Annotated in this window: 11 protein-coding genes; 6 read left to right on the top strand and 5 right to left on the bottom strand. The window is 41.2% G+C overall.

Going from position 1 to position 15,698, the window contains the following annotated elements:
- Positions 1 to 113: 113 nt before the first annotated feature.
- Positions 114 to 242, bottom strand: coding sequence for a hypothetical protein (locus tag L2764_RS27780; protein WP_283107024.1), 129 nt, complete (start codon positions 240 to 242; stop codon positions 114 to 116).
- Positions 243 to 282: 40 nt separating this feature from the next.
- Between L2764_RS27780 and L2764_RS14795 the strand changes: the two genes are divergently transcribed.
- Positions 283 to 1,476 carry an amino acid aminotransferase gene (locus tag L2764_RS14795; RefSeq protein ID WP_248941021.1) on the top strand — a complete coding sequence of 398 codons (1,194 nt, stop codon included), beginning with the start codon at positions 283 to 285 and terminating at the stop codon, positions 1,474 to 1,476.
- A gap of 119 nt (positions 1,477 to 1,595) precedes the next feature.
- Here the strand turns inward: L2764_RS14795 and serC are convergent, their stop codons facing one another.
- Together serC and L2764_RS14805 are read right to left on the bottom strand one after the other, a co-directional pair.
- Positions 1,596 to 2,687, bottom strand: a complete 1,092-nt coding sequence (gene serC / locus L2764_RS14800) for a 3-phosphoserine/phosphohydroxythreonine transaminase (protein ID WP_248941022.1) — start codon at positions 2,685 to 2,687, stop codon at positions 1,596 to 1,598.
- A 266-nt stretch (positions 2,688 to 2,953) separates the two neighbouring features.
- A complete protein-coding gene (locus L2764_RS14805; RefSeq protein ID WP_248941023.1) occupies positions 2,954 to 4,972 on the bottom strand; it encodes an NADPH-dependent 2,4-dienoyl-CoA reductase in 2,019 nt (672 codons plus the stop codon).
- Positions 4,973 to 5,112: 140 nt separating this feature from the next.
- On the opposite strand from L2764_RS14805, the gene L2764_RS14810 reads away from it, so the two are divergent.
- A complete protein-coding gene (locus L2764_RS14810; RefSeq protein WP_248941046.1) occupies positions 5,113 to 6,171 on the top strand; it encodes an AraC family transcriptional regulator in 1,059 nt (352 codons plus the stop codon).
- 43 nt (positions 6,172 to 6,214) lie between these two features.
- On the opposite strand, the gene L2764_RS14815 is transcribed toward L2764_RS14810, so the two are convergent.
- Positions 6,215 to 8,026 carry an acyl-CoA dehydrogenase C-terminal domain-containing protein gene (locus tag L2764_RS14815; protein ID WP_248941024.1) on the bottom strand — a complete coding sequence of 604 codons (1,812 nt, stop codon included), beginning with the start codon at positions 8,024 to 8,026 and terminating at the stop codon, positions 6,215 to 6,217.
- A gap of 248 nt (positions 8,027 to 8,274) precedes the next feature.
- On the opposite strand from L2764_RS14815, the gene L2764_RS14820 reads away from it, so the two are divergent.
- On the top strand, positions 8,275 to 8,853 hold the full coding sequence (locus L2764_RS14820; protein WP_248941025.1) for a TetR/AcrR family transcriptional regulator: 579 nt from the start codon (positions 8,275 to 8,277) through the stop codon (positions 8,851 to 8,853).
- A 143-nt stretch (positions 8,854 to 8,996) separates the two neighbouring features.
- On the opposite strand, the gene L2764_RS14825 is transcribed toward L2764_RS14820, so the two are convergent.
- A complete protein-coding gene (locus L2764_RS14825; protein WP_248941026.1) occupies positions 8,997 to 10,697 on the bottom strand; it encodes an AMP-binding protein in 1,701 nt (566 codons plus the stop codon).
- A 239-nt stretch (positions 10,698 to 10,936) separates the two neighbouring features.
- On the opposite strand from L2764_RS14825, the gene L2764_RS14830 reads away from it, so the two are divergent.
- From L2764_RS14830 to L2764_RS14840, 3 genes are all read left to right on the top strand, one after another.
- Positions 10,937 to 12,823, top strand: a complete 1,887-nt coding sequence (locus L2764_RS14830; RefSeq protein WP_248941027.1) for an acyclic terpene utilization AtuA family protein — start codon at positions 10,937 to 10,939, stop codon at positions 12,821 to 12,823.
- Positions 12,814 to 14,430 carry an acyl-CoA carboxylase subunit beta gene (locus L2764_RS14835; protein ID WP_248941028.1) on the top strand — a complete coding sequence of 539 codons (1,617 nt, stop codon included), beginning with the start codon at positions 12,814 to 12,816 and terminating at the stop codon, positions 14,428 to 14,430. Before L2764_RS14830 ends, L2764_RS14835 begins: the two co-directional genes overlap by 10 nt.
- A 75-nt stretch (positions 14,431 to 14,505) precedes the next feature.
- The gene (locus L2764_RS14840) at positions 14,506 to 15,663 is read left to right on the top strand and encodes an acyl-CoA dehydrogenase family protein (protein ID WP_248941029.1); all 1,158 of its coding nucleotides are present in this window, start codon (positions 14,506 to 14,508) and stop codon (positions 15,661 to 15,663) included.
- Positions 15,664 to 15,698: the final 35 nt, after the last annotated feature.

Here is a 15,698-nt window from a genome sequence, read left to right on the forward strand (position 1 = left end):
GGTTGCTCTCCTGTCTTTTGGTCGAGACTTGAGCCTACCTATACCGCGGTATAGGTGAAACCTATGCGAGTCACCCCGGCAGAGCCGGGGGTTTACCGTTTGTTAATTATCACTCATTTCATACCTTGTTGCCCCAGCCACTTATCGTTAATGGCAGCTTTAGCTTCCACCATTCGCTGATGAAAAATAGAATATAGACTGTCATTCTCCGTATCATCTACGTTATGCTGGTTGGTATTCATTAAGGGCCATTGACCCACAAGACAAAAGGTAGAAGAAGCTATGTTCAACGCGCTTACCGCTATGCCTGCTGATCCTATTTTGGGATTACTGACGCAATATAGACTCGATCCCAATCCTAACAAAGTTGATTTAGGCGTTGGCGTTTATAAAGATGAAGCGGGACATACCCCCATTTTACATTGTGTCAAACATGCTGAGCGTCATCGCTTTGAAACTGAAGACACTAAAGTCTATATTGGACCGACTGGCAGTGCACACTTTAATGATCTGATGACCAAACTGGCCTTTGGTCATGACCATCCAGCCTTACTGGAAAATCGTATTCGTACGATTTCCACGCCTGGTGGCACGGGTGCACTGCGTGTTGCCGCTGACTTTATCAAGCGCTGCCGTACACAAGCGACTATTTGGGTCAGCGATCCAACATGGGCTAACCATAATGGGTTATTTGAAGCTGCAGGCATCCAAGTCAAAACCTACCCCTATTACGATCATGACAATAAGTCCCTCAGATTTGATGACATGAAAGCGGCTTTGGCCCAGGTGAGTCCGACTGACGTAGTATTACTGCATGCTTGCTGCCATAATCCCAGTGGTATGGATTTAACGCCATCACAATGGGATGAAGTGATTACGATCACTAAGAATGTGGGCTTTACCCCACTGATTGATATGGCCTATCAGGGGTTTGGTGAAGGTGTCGATGAAGATGCCTATGGCGTGCGTCAAATGGCGGCCAATGTCGATAATATGATATTATGTAGCTCTTGTTCTAAAAACTTTGGCCTTTACCGTGAACGAATAGGTGCCTGCTCTCTGGTGACGAAAGATCCCACCACTGCAGATGTCGCCTTTTCAGTACTGTTATATGTTGTACGTTGTCTCTATTCCATGCCGCCTGCTCACGGCGCCGCCATTGTTGAAACCATCCTCGACTCAGAGAAACTCACACAAGAATGGTTAGAAGAATTAGCACAAATGCGCGACCGTATTAACGGTAATCGCAGCATGTTAGTCGATAAGCTCAAAGAAAAAGGCGTTAAACGTGATTTTAGTTTTATTGCAAAACAAAAAGGCATGTTCTCCTTCTTAGGCATTACCCCAGAACAAGTCACACGATTGCAGCAAGAATACAGCATCTATATGGTCGACTCAAGCCGCATCAGCATTGCAGGTATTGGTGACGGTAATGTGGATTACCTTGCCAGCGCGATTGCTAAAATACTCGAATAATATCGGTATCCTCCCGTCAGCCAGATCCTCGCTCTTCAGCTGATTGGGGGGAGCATTAATCAAAAAGAGCCCATGCATAAAAGAGGAGCAAGCTTCATTACCCAGCTTGCTCCTTTTATTTAACCGTGTTCAGTGGCAAAAGCATTCATAAAGTCCACTAATACCTGCACCCCTTCAAGTGGCATCGCATTATAAATACTGGCTCGCATGCCACCCACCATACGGTGACCTTTCAATGCCAGTAATCCCGCCTGTTTCGCCTGTTCTAAAAATAACATCTCTAACTCAGAATCAGCCAAATAAAAAGTCACATTCATATTCGAGCGATTATCAACATTGACTTTACTTTGATAAAAATCAGAACTATCAATACAATGATAAAGTAACGCCGCTTTTTGTTGATTAATCGCCGCAATACTTTTAACCCCCCCCTGCTCTTTTAACCATTCAAACACTTTGGCTGCAAGGTACCAAGCAAATGTGGGCGGCGTGTTATACATAGAGCCATGTTTTACCGCTAAGCGATAGTCCATAATCGATGACTGAGGCAAACTCGGCAGTGTGAGTAAATCTTGATGCACAATCACAACACAGAGCCCCGATGGGCCAATATTTTTCTGTGCGCCCGCATAAATTAATCCATAGCGACTCACATCAATTTCGCGAGACATAATGGTTGATGACATATCGGCGACAACCGGCCAAGGGCTATCAAGTTCATCAAAGATTTCGATACCATCAACCGTTTCATTGGGGCAATAATGCACGTAGCGATAATCTTTTTTAATGGCATGTAAATGAGGTAATTCAACTTGGCTCATATCATCATTCTTATTAACGATATTGAGCCTGTCGATATGGGTTTTACCCACTAATTTTTCTGCTTCATCAGCAGCAATAGATGACCAACTGCCATCGACTAAATACAAGGCTTGGCCCGCATCACCTAAAAAATTATTCACCACAGCAGCAAATTGTGCGCGTCCACCACCATGCATAAACAACACATGATAATCGTCAGGGATCGCCATTAAATCACGCAGATCTTGCTCCGCTTTCTCTGCTAATGCAATATAGGCTTTATCGCGGTGACTGAGCTCCATCACTGACACGCCTTGCCCATTCCAATCAAGCAACTCACTTTGTGCTTTTAACATCACAGGCTTGGGTAACATCGCAGGTCCAGCACAAAAATTATAAATAGCGCTCACAGCATTATCCTTATCTCATTTTCAGCTAATACATTAATTATTGATTCTAGCACCCCAGTATATCGCAACTGATTGGCTGCTTGAATGAAAATTATTCATCAATTAGAAATAGACTGTCACCTTACGAAAAACAAACCCAGAAATGAGGAAATGATGATGTTAATCACTAATAACGTTATAATTTTTGAATAACAATAGCCAATCTTATATACCCATTCTACCTGAACATGCATCTTCAAGTGGCTTGGGTATATACATTGACTAAACTAGATAGCTGCGGCAACAATCGTGCCTTGCTTAATAGCCCGCTTGGCATCTAACTCTGTAGCAACGTCCGCACCACCAATTAAGGTGACCTTTATGTTTTTAGCTTCAAGGCTAGCGTGTAGTTCCCGCTGTGAATTTTGCCCTGCACAAACAATGATATTATCGACAGCTAATAACTGAGATTCATTACCAACAGTAATATGTAAACCTTCATCATCAATTTTATTGTATTGCGCACCATTGATCATTTTGACACCTTTATTCTTTAACACTGTGCGATGGATCCAACCCGTACTTCGACCTAAACTATCACCTAATTTAGTCACTTTACGTTGAACTAAGAAAACCTCTCTCGCTGAGCCTTCAACTTCAGGTTGGATTAAACCACCCGGTGCAGAGTAACGTAAATCAATGCCCCACTCTTTCATAAAAGCCTCTTTATCTAAACTCGTTGATTTACCTTGATGAGATAAAAATTCAGCCACGTCAAAGCCAATACCACCCGCCCCTATAATCGCAACACGTTTACCTACGGTCTTTTTATCAAGAAGTACATCTAAATAGGTCATCACCATTGCATTATCAATACCGGGAATATCGGGTGTTTTTGGTGTAATACCCGTCGCAATAATCACTTCATCAAATACGCTAAGCACTTCAGGAGTCGCTTTAGTGTTGAGCTTTAACTCAACACCCGTTAACTCGACTTGACGCTTGAAATAACGAATGGTTTCAGCAAACTCTTCTTTGCCTGGTACTTCTTTAGCAATATTAAATTGGCCGCCAACTTTATTGTCCGCTTCAAATAATGTGACTTTATGACCCCGTTTTGCCGCCGTAGTCGCAGCAGCAAGACCTGCAGGACCCGCCCCCACAACCGCAATTCTTTTTTCACTCTCGGTTTGCTTGATGATCAATTTAGTTTCGTGGCACGCTCTTGGATTCACTAAACAAGACACTAATTTCATTTCAAAGATATGATCTAAACAGGCTTGGTTACAACCAATACAAGTATTAATTTCATCTGACTTACCCGCTTTAGCCTTATTGATAAAATGCGGATCGGCTAATAATGGACGTGCCATCGACACCATGTCAGCATGACCTTCAGCAAGGATCGTGTCAGCCACTTCTGGGGTATTGATTCTGTTGGAAGTACAAAGTGGAATGCTCACTTCGCTTCTCATACGTTGGGTGACTTCAACAAAAGCCCCCCGCGGTACACTGGTAGAAATTGTCGGTACACGTGATTCATGCCAACCTATCCCCGTATTAATAATCGTTGCGCCTGCTTTTTCAATTTCTTTCGCTAATTGAACAACCTCTTGCCAAGTACTCCCACCTTCGACCAGATCAAGCATGGATAAACGATAAATAATAATAAAGTGTTTACCTACGGCTTCTCGTGTACGACGAACAATTTCAATCGGTAAACGAATGCGATTTTCATAACGGCCCCCCCAACTATCCGTTCGGCCGTTAGTACGCTGACAAATAAACTGATTAATGAAATACCCTTCAGATCCCATGATCTCAACACCATCATAATCTGCTTCTCTAGTATTAACTGCACAGCGAACAAAGTCTTCAATTTGCTTTTCAATGCCCGCTTCATCAAGCTCTTTCGGTTTAAATGGCGTAATGGGGGATTGAAATGGTGAACAGCTTACTGAATGTGGGTGATAAGCATAACGGCCAGTGTGCAGTATTTGCATACAAATAACACCGCCTTCTTTATGGACCGCATCGGTAATAAGGCGATGCTTTTCAATATCACCAGGTGAGTCGATCATAGTCGCATTCGGCATTCCACCGCCTTCAATATTTGGCGCGAAACCACCGGTCACAATAATACCAACGCCACCAGCGGCGCGCTCTGCATAATAAGCCGCCATTCGTTCAAAACCGTTTGGTGCCTCCTCTAAATGAGTATGCATTGAACCCATTAAACTGCGATTTTTAATAGTGCGGAAACCTAAATCTAATGGCTTTAATAAATTTGGAAAATTCTCTGTCATTGGAGACTCAAATAGTTAGTTTCAATATCTACCACCATAATAGGATTACTGCTCCCTTCCAATGACCAAAACTAACAGAATAATGATTATAATTTACTTTTATGTTAGTATTTCTATTAATTTTATAATTAAGGCCAATGATGAAACTGGGTGATTTATCTGTTTCTTATATGCATACTGTGATTAAAGCGATGCATGAGCTGGGTTATAATATCGATGATATCTTATCGAACTTTCTCTTAAGTAAAGCGAGCCTTTCTTCTCCTGACGCTCGAATTAGTATCCCTAAATTCATGAGGCTGGGGCATGCCTGTATCAATAAAGCAAGTAGCCCATGGTTTGGATTAGTGATGGGCACAGTCACCAGTCCAACACACCTAGGTTTTGCAGGTTTACTTGCAAATTCATCCGAAAATATCGCTCAAGCATGTCATCAGTTAGCCACCTACGAAGTGCTGAGTAAATACAATGTGCGGGGACAATCACAATTCAACTCTTCTCTAGTCGCTAATGGAAAACAAAAAATTCATAAAAATCAGCAGCGCGGTATCTTACAGTTTTATTCCATCGCACCTTACAATGAGTATAATTACTTTGTCGTTGACTCGATTATCTCTGGTTGGTATCACATTATTATGGATCTTTGTGGTCGAAATGATGCCATTGAAAAGGTCTGCTTTGAATTTCCAGCGCCAAGCTATGAAGATAAATACAGAGAACATTTCAATTGTGAAGTATTGTTCAACCAAGCTAATAATTACCTTATTGTGAAAGGTGAAGCACTCGATTGGTGTTGTACAAATGCCTGTCGTTCTACTTTCACTTTATTACAACGTTATGCTGATGCTGAGTTAGCTAAGTTTGAATTAGGGCAAAACTTTCGAGAAAAAGTCTGTCGTGCATTAGGCCCTTTGCTTAACGGTAGTACACCAACACTAGAGCAAGTTTCTGAACAGCTCAATATGGCCTCTTGGACTGTCAGGCGAAAGTTAATTGAAGAAGGCAGTAGTTATCAACAAACCTTAAATGAAACACGAAAAGATCTTGCTCTCAGCTATGTATGTGACACGGCTTTGACATTAGGTGAAATAGCTTATTTACTTGGCTTTGGCTCACCAACTGCTTTTCAGCGTGCCTTTAAGCGATGGGCTGGTGTTGCACCCGGACAATTTAGACAGGCCAATAAAGCGAGACATTAATCAGGCGCGAAACACTGCTGTTTGAATTGTGCTTAACTTGCCACTAAAACGCTTTTTCTGACATATTCATCATGCCGTACGGATCTTTCATCATCGTTGTGGATAAAGACTCCACACGAGGAAATATCCGTTCAAAGTAAAAATCGGCCGTGTCAATTTTACCTTGGTTAAAGCTTGGGTCGCGCAACCCTTTGTCAATATTGTCATGAGCCGTTTTTGCCATCATAGCCCACATATACCCCATAAAGAGATAGCCTGAATACATTAAATACTCAACCGACGCAGAACCTATTAAATCTTTGTTTTTATTTGACTTGAGCATTATTTTAAGCGTGTATTTTTGCCACCGTAGCACTTCTTTGGCAAGAGGCCACACCAGCTTATTCATTTTCCTACTGTGTGGGGAGGTTGAAATAATACTATTTTTTCGGCAGAAAATGAGGATCTCAGTACAAAAGCGACGTAACTCTTGACCCTTATTAAGCAGGATTTTACGCCCAAGGAGATCTAAAGCTTGGATAGCCGTTGCCCCTTCATAAATAGTCGATATTCTAACATCCCTGACAATTTGCTCTATGCCCGTTTCTTTTATATATCCATGCCCACCAAATATTTGCATACCTAGATTTGTTGATTCTACACTGGTTTCGGTTAAAAAGGCTTTCAAAATAGGTGTTAATAACCCAAGTTTTTGATCCGATTGTCGACGTATCACTTCATCAACGTGATAATCAATCTTATCGCTAAGTTTACATGCGTAATAAACCATTGCAAGACCACCTTCACTGAATACTTTTTGCGTCAGTAACATACGTCGAACGTCGGGATGAACAATCAATGGATCTGCGACTTTTTCTGGATATTTTTTCCCCGTAAGCGCCCGCATTGATAACCGTTCTTTAGCATAATTTAACGATAATCTATAAGCAGCTTCGGTTGCCCCAACACCTTGTAAGGCTGTGCCAATGCGGATGGTGTTCATAAAGGTGAACATACATTCCAACCCTTTATTGATCTCCCCAAGCAAATAACCTTTTGCGCCATCAAAATTAATCACTGCAGTAGATGAGCCCTTGATGCCCATTTTATCTTCGATAGAACCACAGGAAACATGATTACTCGCTAACATATCACCTGCTGCGGTGATGTTTATTTTAGGTACGATATATAATGACAGCCCACGAGTACCTTTAGGTGACGCAGGCAGTCTAGCCAGCACGATATGGATGATATTTTCTGTTAAATCATGATCTCCAGCCGAAATAAACATTTTACTGCCGGTGATGGTGTAACTTCCATCATCATTCGCAATCGCTTTTGTCTGAATTTGAGCTAAATCTGTACCACAATGCGCCTCAGTCAAACACATGGTACCAGTCCAGCGACCCTCACTCATTTTCGGTAGAAACTGTTGTTTTTGGCTATCAGTGCCGTGAGCTATGATAGTATTAACAGCGCCGATAGTGAGACCTAGATACATGTTGAAAGACCAATTTGACGCGCTTAACATACCACTGCGAATAAAACCAAGGGATTGCGGTAAACCTTGACCACCAAACTCTTCCGGATAAGACAGTGAATTCCAACCAGCTTGAATATATTTATCATAAGCCAGTTTAAAGCCTCTGGGGGTTGTCACTTGTCCATCGTTAAAGTGACAACCCTCTTGATCAGCACTCTGATAAAGAGGTGATAATTCTTTTTCACAAAACTTGCCACACTCCAGCACAATAACATCAATAAGATCAGAGGTAACCTCTCTTAATTGTTCAAAACTTGCATAATGGCTAGAATAATCAAACACATCATTAAGTAAAAAGCGCATATTATCTATGGGAGTTACGTAAGTCGTCATCTAATCCATCAAATGTAGGTCATGTTATACCCACAAAATACCAAGCAAGCGCTTGGTTTTCAACCCCTGGCTTGCTATATTCATTTTGTGCTTTAAAATAAGTGTTATCTGAATAAGTTTAGCTAGATTTAACATATTGTTAATACTCAGATATCATCAACAATAAGCTAAAAGTAACAATAATCACCATTGATCGATTGACTCAATTTAAACTCAATATTAGCCACCCATTAAGATTAAGAAAATAAATGCACAACACCAAACCCACTGATTTAGACTCCCCTCGTGGCCGATTACAGCAGGCATCAGCAAAATTATTTCAACAACAAGGCTTCGCTAAAACAACCGTACGTGATATTGCAGCGTCAGTCGGCATACAAAGTGGCAGTATTTTTCATCACTTTAAAAATAAAGAACAAATTTTAAAAACCGTCATTATTGATGCTATTTTGAGAGTATTAGTGCCAATGCGGACAATCTTATCTTCATCCGCTAATATAGAAGATCGATTTAGACGTCTTATTCTTTGTGAGCTCAAGGCGATTCATAATGAGCAGTTAGATGGTTTTAGGCTGATGATCTCAGAATGGCGATCGTTAAACAGTGATAATCGTAATGAAATACTGGTATTACGTGATGAATATGAAAAAATTTGGTTACACGTCTTATCATTAGCATATCAAGAAGATCTTGTTTCTATCGAAAGTTTTTACCTGAGAAGCTTTGTGCGTGGCGCATTAATTGAAACCAGCAATTGGTACAAGCCTGATGGTAATTTAAGCCTTGATCAATTGGCAGATAAATTATGCGTTACTTTTTTAAATTAGTTCAGCAGAGTTAGACCAAGGTAATGGCCGTCACTTGAATAAAGATGCTTGGAAGCATTAACATCTTAAGATGAATCCAAGCTGGGGTAGGACTAACGCGAACTTTATTTAGTCTTAAAGTCATCACCTATGACTTATGCACTTTAAAGTATTGATTCTCTTAGCTTTCTTTTTAAAATTTTCCCTACTGCTGTCATTGGTAACTCACTCCTAAACTCCACATATCGTGGAACTTTGTAAGCAGTTAGCTGTATTTTACAATACTCTACAACATCTTTGACGCTCAATATTTCACCATTATTGACTACAATAAACAGCTTAACCACTTCACCACTTTTTTCATGGGGAACACCAATAGCAGCGCAATAAGCAACACTTGGATGATTAGAAACCACATCTTCAATTTCGGTAGGAAAAACATTAAAGCCAGAAACATTAATCAAATCTTTAATACGATCAACAATTCGTACATAGCCATCTTCTGCAATTGTTGCTACATCACCTGTTAATAACCATTGTCCATCATCAGTGAAAGATGCTTTTGTCGCCTCAGGACGGTTCCAATAACCTTTCATGACTTGTGGACCTTTAACACAAAGCTCACCACGCTCACCAATAGCAACTTCTACGCCGTTAATATCAATGCACTTCAACGCTGTGCCCGATAATGGATAACCAACCGATCCTATTTGCTCAGCTCCATTCATCGGATTCATACAAACTGCAGGGGAACATTCTGTTAAACCGTAGGCTTCAGAGATACCCACATTGGTCATTTCTCGCCAACGCTTTGCTGTATCATCAAATAAAGCTGTCCCTCCTGAAAGGGTAAAAACCATTTCGCTAAAATCTAACGCTTTAAATTTTGAATTTTCCATCAATGAAATAAACAAGGCATTTAACCCTAAAATCCCCGTGACTTTAAAGGGCTTCATCGCGTTAATAACAGATTCCGTGTCTCTCGGATTTGCAATCAATACACTATGCTCTCCTTTACTAAAAAATGTCATCAAATGTATCGCAAATGAGTAAATATGATAAAGCGGCAGTGGTGCAACCATAATGGATTGCTTATTGCCTAACATTTGCTTGCCCTCTTGGTTTTTCTGAACCATGGTAGATCTTGACTGTAGCATGTTGGCTATAAGACTTTCATTACTCAGCTCTGCACTTTTAGCGACCCCTGTTGTCCCCCCAGTGTACTGAAGAATAACCGTGTCATTTACGCCCGTTAAATGTGTCTTATTAAAGCCTTTGCCTAAATGTCGCTTTAATAGTTTTCGAAACGATATTGCTTGAGGTAAGTAATACTTAGGGACCATTTTTTTTATATATTTAACTGCTGTGTTAATGACGACCCGCTTAACACCTGGCAGCATATCTGCCAGGCTGGTGGTAATAATCAGTTCTAAATGGGTTTCTTCCTGAACATTCTCTACCGACTTTGCAAAAATATCCAGACATAATAATGCCTTAACGCCAGAGTCATTAAACTGATGGATCATCTCACGTTCAGTGTATAACGGGTTGGTATTAACAATACGTAGGCCTGCACGCAATGCACCATAAACAGCGATAGGATACTGCAAGGTATTAAGCATTTGAATGGCAATGGCATCTCCAGGCTTTAATGTGGTTTCATTTTGAAGATAATGTGCAAATGCGGCACTGTAACTATCAATGTCTTGATAGCGTAACGTACAGCCTAAACTGGTAAAAGCAGGACGCTCAGCATACCGAGAAAATGATGTTTCAATGACATCAACTACCGTTGTAAACTCATTAAAATCGATTTCATCTGCTACACCTGACGCTCTTTTTCCGTGCCAAAAACTGGCTTCCATAATGATATATCCCTTTAATAAATAACAAAGCTAATTCAGTATTTATCTTTTTTATGATTTAGCATTTAGTCGCATAAATAGATCATGCCTAATGATTTCCGCTTTAAATTAGAATGACCGCGAATAACGTCTAGCTCGATCTCAGCTATACATTGTCATAAACAATAACACCTTCAATGTTGCAAACCAAGCGCTTGCTTGGTATCGTTGTTTTACGTTTAAATAGATCAAGACCTGTCATGACATTACAAGAAGACAAAATAATACGCGTTGGCTGTGCTTCTGCTTTTTGGGGAGATACTGGATACGCTGCCAAGCAGCTTATTGAGCAAGGTCATTTAGATTACCTCGTCTTTGATTATTTAGCCGAAATGACAATGTCGATTATGGCGGGAGCACAGTTAAAAAATCCTGATGCAGGTTATGCAGCTGATTTCATCACCACAATGAAACCTTTGTTATCTTCAATCAGCGAACAAGGCGTTAAGGTTTGCAGTAACGCCGGTGGCATTAACGCTTATGCTTGTGCACATGCCATGCAAGCGCTTGTAAAAGACCTTAATCTATCATTAAAGGTCGCGGTGGTTGAAGGCGATAACTTAACCTCCAGACAACAGACATTTGTTGAGCAAAGTAAAACAGAAATGTTTAGTGGCCAAATAATACCGGCACAGCTTACCAGTGTTAATGTCTATTTAGGTGCCAAAGCCATTACAGAGGCATTAGCTGACGGTGCAGATATTGTCATTACTGGGCGCGTGGTCGACAGTGCTGTCATTGTTGGCCCATTAATGCATGAGTTTTCTTGGTCATGGCAAAATTATGATTTATTAGCACAAGCATCCTTAGCGGGACATGTTATTGAATGTGGTACCCAGTGTACTGGTGGTAACTTTACCGATTGGCATTTAGTTAAATCGGGATATGCCAATATGGGCTTTCCTATTGTTGAATGTCATGCTGATGGCCGTTTTGTGGTTAGCAAGGTAAAAAATACGGGGGGGTTAGTGAATTGTGATACCGTTGGTGAACAAGTGTTATATGAAATTGGCGACCCATGCGCTTATCTATTACCTGACGTTATCTGTAACTTTAGCCAAATAAATTTACAACAAATTGGTCAAGATCAGGTTTTAGTCACTGGTGCTAAAGGGACCGCACCCTCACCTTTTTATAAAGTCAGTGCCACGTATTTAAACGGTTTTAGAAGCACTGCGACTTTCATGATTGCGGGTCGCGAGGCCGTTGATAAAGGACAAGTGGTGGCGAATGCCATTATTAAGCGCGTTAACACTCTCTATCAAGCCAGAGGACTGGCCCACTTTACTGACGTCAATATTGAAATTTTAGGCAGTGAAAGTACTTATGGTGATAATAGCCGAGGCTTAAACAGCCGTGAAGTGATAGTAAAAATATCGGTCAGCCACGATGATCGCCGAGCATTAACTTTATTCGGCCTTGAAATAGCGCAAGCAGCAACAGCAATGGCACCAGGTATTACTGGAATCATTGGCGGCAGACCAAAACCGACTCCACGTATTTGTTTGTTTTCATTCTTATTAGAAAAATCTGAGGTTGCGGTCAGTTATCAACTATTGACAACAGATAGTTCGGCTGCTGATGCTGAAATTTATGAGGGTATTAAGCACCCTGTTGTTATTGACTCAGGCTCCGTTCAAGCAAGTGAGACAACTTGCATATCGAACAAGGTTCACGTTGTCGTTTTAGATGAATCAGCGACGAGTGTACCGTTAATTGACTTAGCCCTTGCAAGAAGCGGTGACAAAGGAAACCATTGTAATGTCGGCGTCATTGCTCGTCACAAAACATTTCTACCTTATATCGAAGCGGCGTTAACACCCGATAGAATTAGCCATTACCTTAGCCATTTATTAGCCAGCGATAGCCGCATACATTGTTATCAATTACCGGGCATGCAAGCGCTTAATATATTAATAGAAAATAGTCTAGGCGGTGGTGGCATGGCAAGTCTACGTATCGATCCACAAGGCAAAGCCATCGCTCAACAATTATTAGATATGCCCATTGCCATCAATAAAAACCTGCTCGTCAATATTAGCCCAGTAGAACAAGTCCAAGCCAAAGAGAGCAGATCATGTCAGTAATTCATTCTCATCTTGATATCAATAGTGAAAGTTTTTCCCTTAATCGCCAAGCGATGTTGACAAGTATTAGCCTATTTAGAGACATTGAAACACTCGCTTTAGAAAAAGCCCAACTTGCACAGAAAAAATTTCATCAACGAGGTAAGTTACTGCCAAGAGAGCGATTAAGTTTATTACTTGATGCGGGCTCTAGTTTTATCGAGTTAAGTTCATTAGCGGGTTATAAAATGCATGATGATAAAGACGGCAGTGATGCCGGAGGCGGTATCATCGCCGGTATTGGTTTTGTTTCCGGCATTCGTTGTTTAATTCAGGTGAATAACAGTGCGATTAAAGGTGGCACCATTGCACCAACAGGTTTAGAAAAAACGCTGCGTTTTCAGCAAATAGCTAAAGAAAACAAACTGCCCCTAGTCACTCTAGCTGAAAGCGGCGGTGCGAATCTCAATTACGCCACAGACATTTTTGTCGAAGGCGCACGCGCATTTGCTAACCAAGCTCGATTATCAGCCCAAGGTATTCCGCAAGTGACGGTAGTGCACGGTAATGCAACGGCCGGCGGTGCTTATCAACCCGGATTGTCTGATTATCTCATTGTTATTAAAGGTCAAACAAAAATGTTTCTTGCTGGGCCGCCGCTGTTAAAAGCCGCGACAGGTGAGATTGCCACCGACGAAGCGTTAGGTGGAGCCGTGCTGCATGCGTATCAAGCCGGTACCGCTGATTACTTAGCCCAAGATGACGCAGATAGTATTGCCATTGCTCGAGATATTCTTGCCAGTTTGCCATGGAACGAACAATTAACCCTACCAAGTAAAAAAGCCTCCGTTGAACCGTTATTTGATGCACAAGAGTTACTCGGCATTGTCCCTGCAATCAGTAAAAAAGCGTATGACGTAAGAGAGATTATTGCTAGGCTCGTCGATGGCTCTGTTTTTCAAGACTTTAAAACTGAATTTGATCAGCAAACCATCTGCGGCTTTGCCCATATAGATGGTCACAGTATTGGCATTATTGGTAATAACGGCCCAATAACCGCCCAAGGTGCAAATAAAGCAGCTCAATTTATACAGTTATGTGAACAAGGCCAGCGAACCCTCCTATTTTTACATAACACCACAGGGTTTATGGTGGGTACTGCTTCAGAAAAAAATGGCATTATTAAACATGGATCTAAAATGATCCAAGCGGTGGCAAACACTAATGTGGCAAAAATATCAATCTTAATTGGTGGCTCTTATGGCGCAGGAAACTTTGCTATGTGTGGCCGCGGTTTAGATCCTCGATTTATTTTTTCTTGGCCAAACAGTAAAACCGCAGTCATGGGTGGAGAGCAAGCGGGTAAGGTATTACGTATTGTAACCGAAGAAAAAATGCGCAAACTAGGTCAGCCTATTGATGAAGATAAATTGACTCAGATAGAACAAATGACAGCCGCCAAACTTAATGCCGGTTCAACGGCAATATTTGGTACGGCAAGGCTTTGGGACGATGGTTTAATTGATCCCCGTGATACACGTCCTTTATTGGTTAATTTATTAGACATTTGTTGGCGAGAAAAATACCGAATTTTAAACGGCAGTAATTTTGGTGTTGCTCGCTTTTAGCGGCATAACAAACGCTGTCGTTAGCACCAGATCACTTCAAATTAATAACAATATAAAATAATTTCGGAGTCAAAAATGATTTTAACCACTGAACATTTAGCGTTACAAAGAACCATCACTCACTTTATTGAAAAAGAAATTAATCCCTATATTGAACAATGGGAAGAGCCTGGTCCTTTTCCAGCAAAAGCCTTATTTAAAAAAATGGGTGACTTAGGATTGCTAGGGATCAGTAAACCCGTTGAAAATGGTGGCATGGGACTTGACTACAGTTATGAAATGGTTGCAGCGGAAGCCTTTGGTACTATCAGATGTGGAGGGATCCCGATGGCCATTGGTGTACAAACCAATATGGCCACCCCTGCACTCGCACGTTTTGGCAGTGATTATGTTAGAGAAACCTACTTGGCCCCTGCAATTGCAGGCGATTTAGTGGCTTGTATTGGTGTGAGTGAAGTCGGAGCGGGCTCTGACGTGGCAGGGTTAACCACGACCGCAACCAAAGACGGTGACGACTACATTATCAATGGCAGTAAAATGTGGATCACTAGCGCGACTCAAGCTGATTTTATCTGTTTGTTAGCCAATACATCAGATGATAAACCCCATAAAAATAAATCGTTAATTGTCGTACCAACAGATTTAGCCGGTATTAGTTTTTCTGAAAAGCTCAATAAACTCGGCATGCGATCTTCCGATACCGCGCAAATATTTTTTGATAATGTCCGTGTTCCTCAGAGAAATATTATCGGCCAAGAAGGCGCTGGTTTTACGATGCAAATGCAACAATTTCAAGAAGAGCGTTTATATATTTCTGCAATGTCGTTAAAAGGTATGGAAATTTGTATCGATGATACTTATGACTATGTTTGCGAAAGAAACACTTTTGGTAAACCACTTATTGCTAATCAAGTGATTCAATTTAGATTAGCTGAATTACAAACCGATGTAGAAATGCTACGCGCGCTGGTTTACCAAGCCTGCGATGGTTATATCAATGGCGCTGACGTGACTAAGCTTGCCTCGATGGCAAAACTAAAATCTGGCCGCTTAGCCCGTGAAGTATCGGATGCTTGTTTGCAATATTGGGGAGGCATGGGCTTTATGTGGGACAACGTAGTCAGCCGTTTATACCGTGATAACCGCTTAGGCTCTATTGGCGGTGGTGCGGATGAAATTATGCTTGGCATCATCAGTAAATACATGCAGCAAGAAAAAGCCACTCGCGGTTAATGCCTAATTGATCCCCAAAACCATCGAAACGGACC

Source organism: Shewanella surugensis (assembly GCF_023284005.1).
Classification (GTDB): domain Bacteria; phylum Pseudomonadota; class Gammaproteobacteria; order Enterobacterales; family Shewanellaceae; genus Shewanella; species Shewanella surugensis.

Coding starts and splice junctions, on each gene's coding strand:
- L2764_RS27780 (WP_283107024.1), bottom strand. CDS start 242: ATGAATACCAACCAGCATAACGTAGATGATACGGAGAATGACAGTCTA.
- L2764_RS14795 (WP_248941021.1), top strand. CDS start 283: ATGTTCAACGCGCTTACCGCTATGCCTGCTGATCCTATTTTGGGATTA.
- L2764_RS14805 (WP_248941023.1), bottom strand. CDS start 4,972: ATGACAGAGAATTTTCCAAATTTATTAAAGCCATTAGATTTAGGTTTC.
- L2764_RS14810 (WP_248941046.1), top strand. CDS start 5,113: ATGAAACTGGGTGATTTATCTGTTTCTTATATGCATACTGTGATTAAA.
- L2764_RS14815 (WP_248941024.1), bottom strand. CDS start 8,026: ATGACGACTTACGTAACTCCCATAGATAATATGCGCTTTTTACTTAAT.
- L2764_RS14820 (WP_248941025.1), top strand. CDS start 8,275: ATGCACAACACCAAACCCACTGATTTAGACTCCCCTCGTGGCCGATTA.
- L2764_RS14825 (WP_248941026.1), bottom strand. CDS start 10,697: ATGGAAGCCAGTTTTTGGCACGGAAAAAGAGCGTCAGGTGTAGCAGAT.
- L2764_RS14830 (WP_248941027.1), top strand. CDS start 10,937: ATGACATTACAAGAAGACAAAATAATACGCGTTGGCTGTGCTTCTGCT.
- L2764_RS14835 (WP_248941028.1), top strand. CDS start 12,814: ATGTCAGTAATTCATTCTCATCTTGATATCAATAGTGAAAGTTTTTCC.
- L2764_RS14840 (WP_248941029.1), top strand. CDS start 14,506: ATGATTTTAACCACTGAACATTTAGCGTTACAAAGAACCATCACTCAC.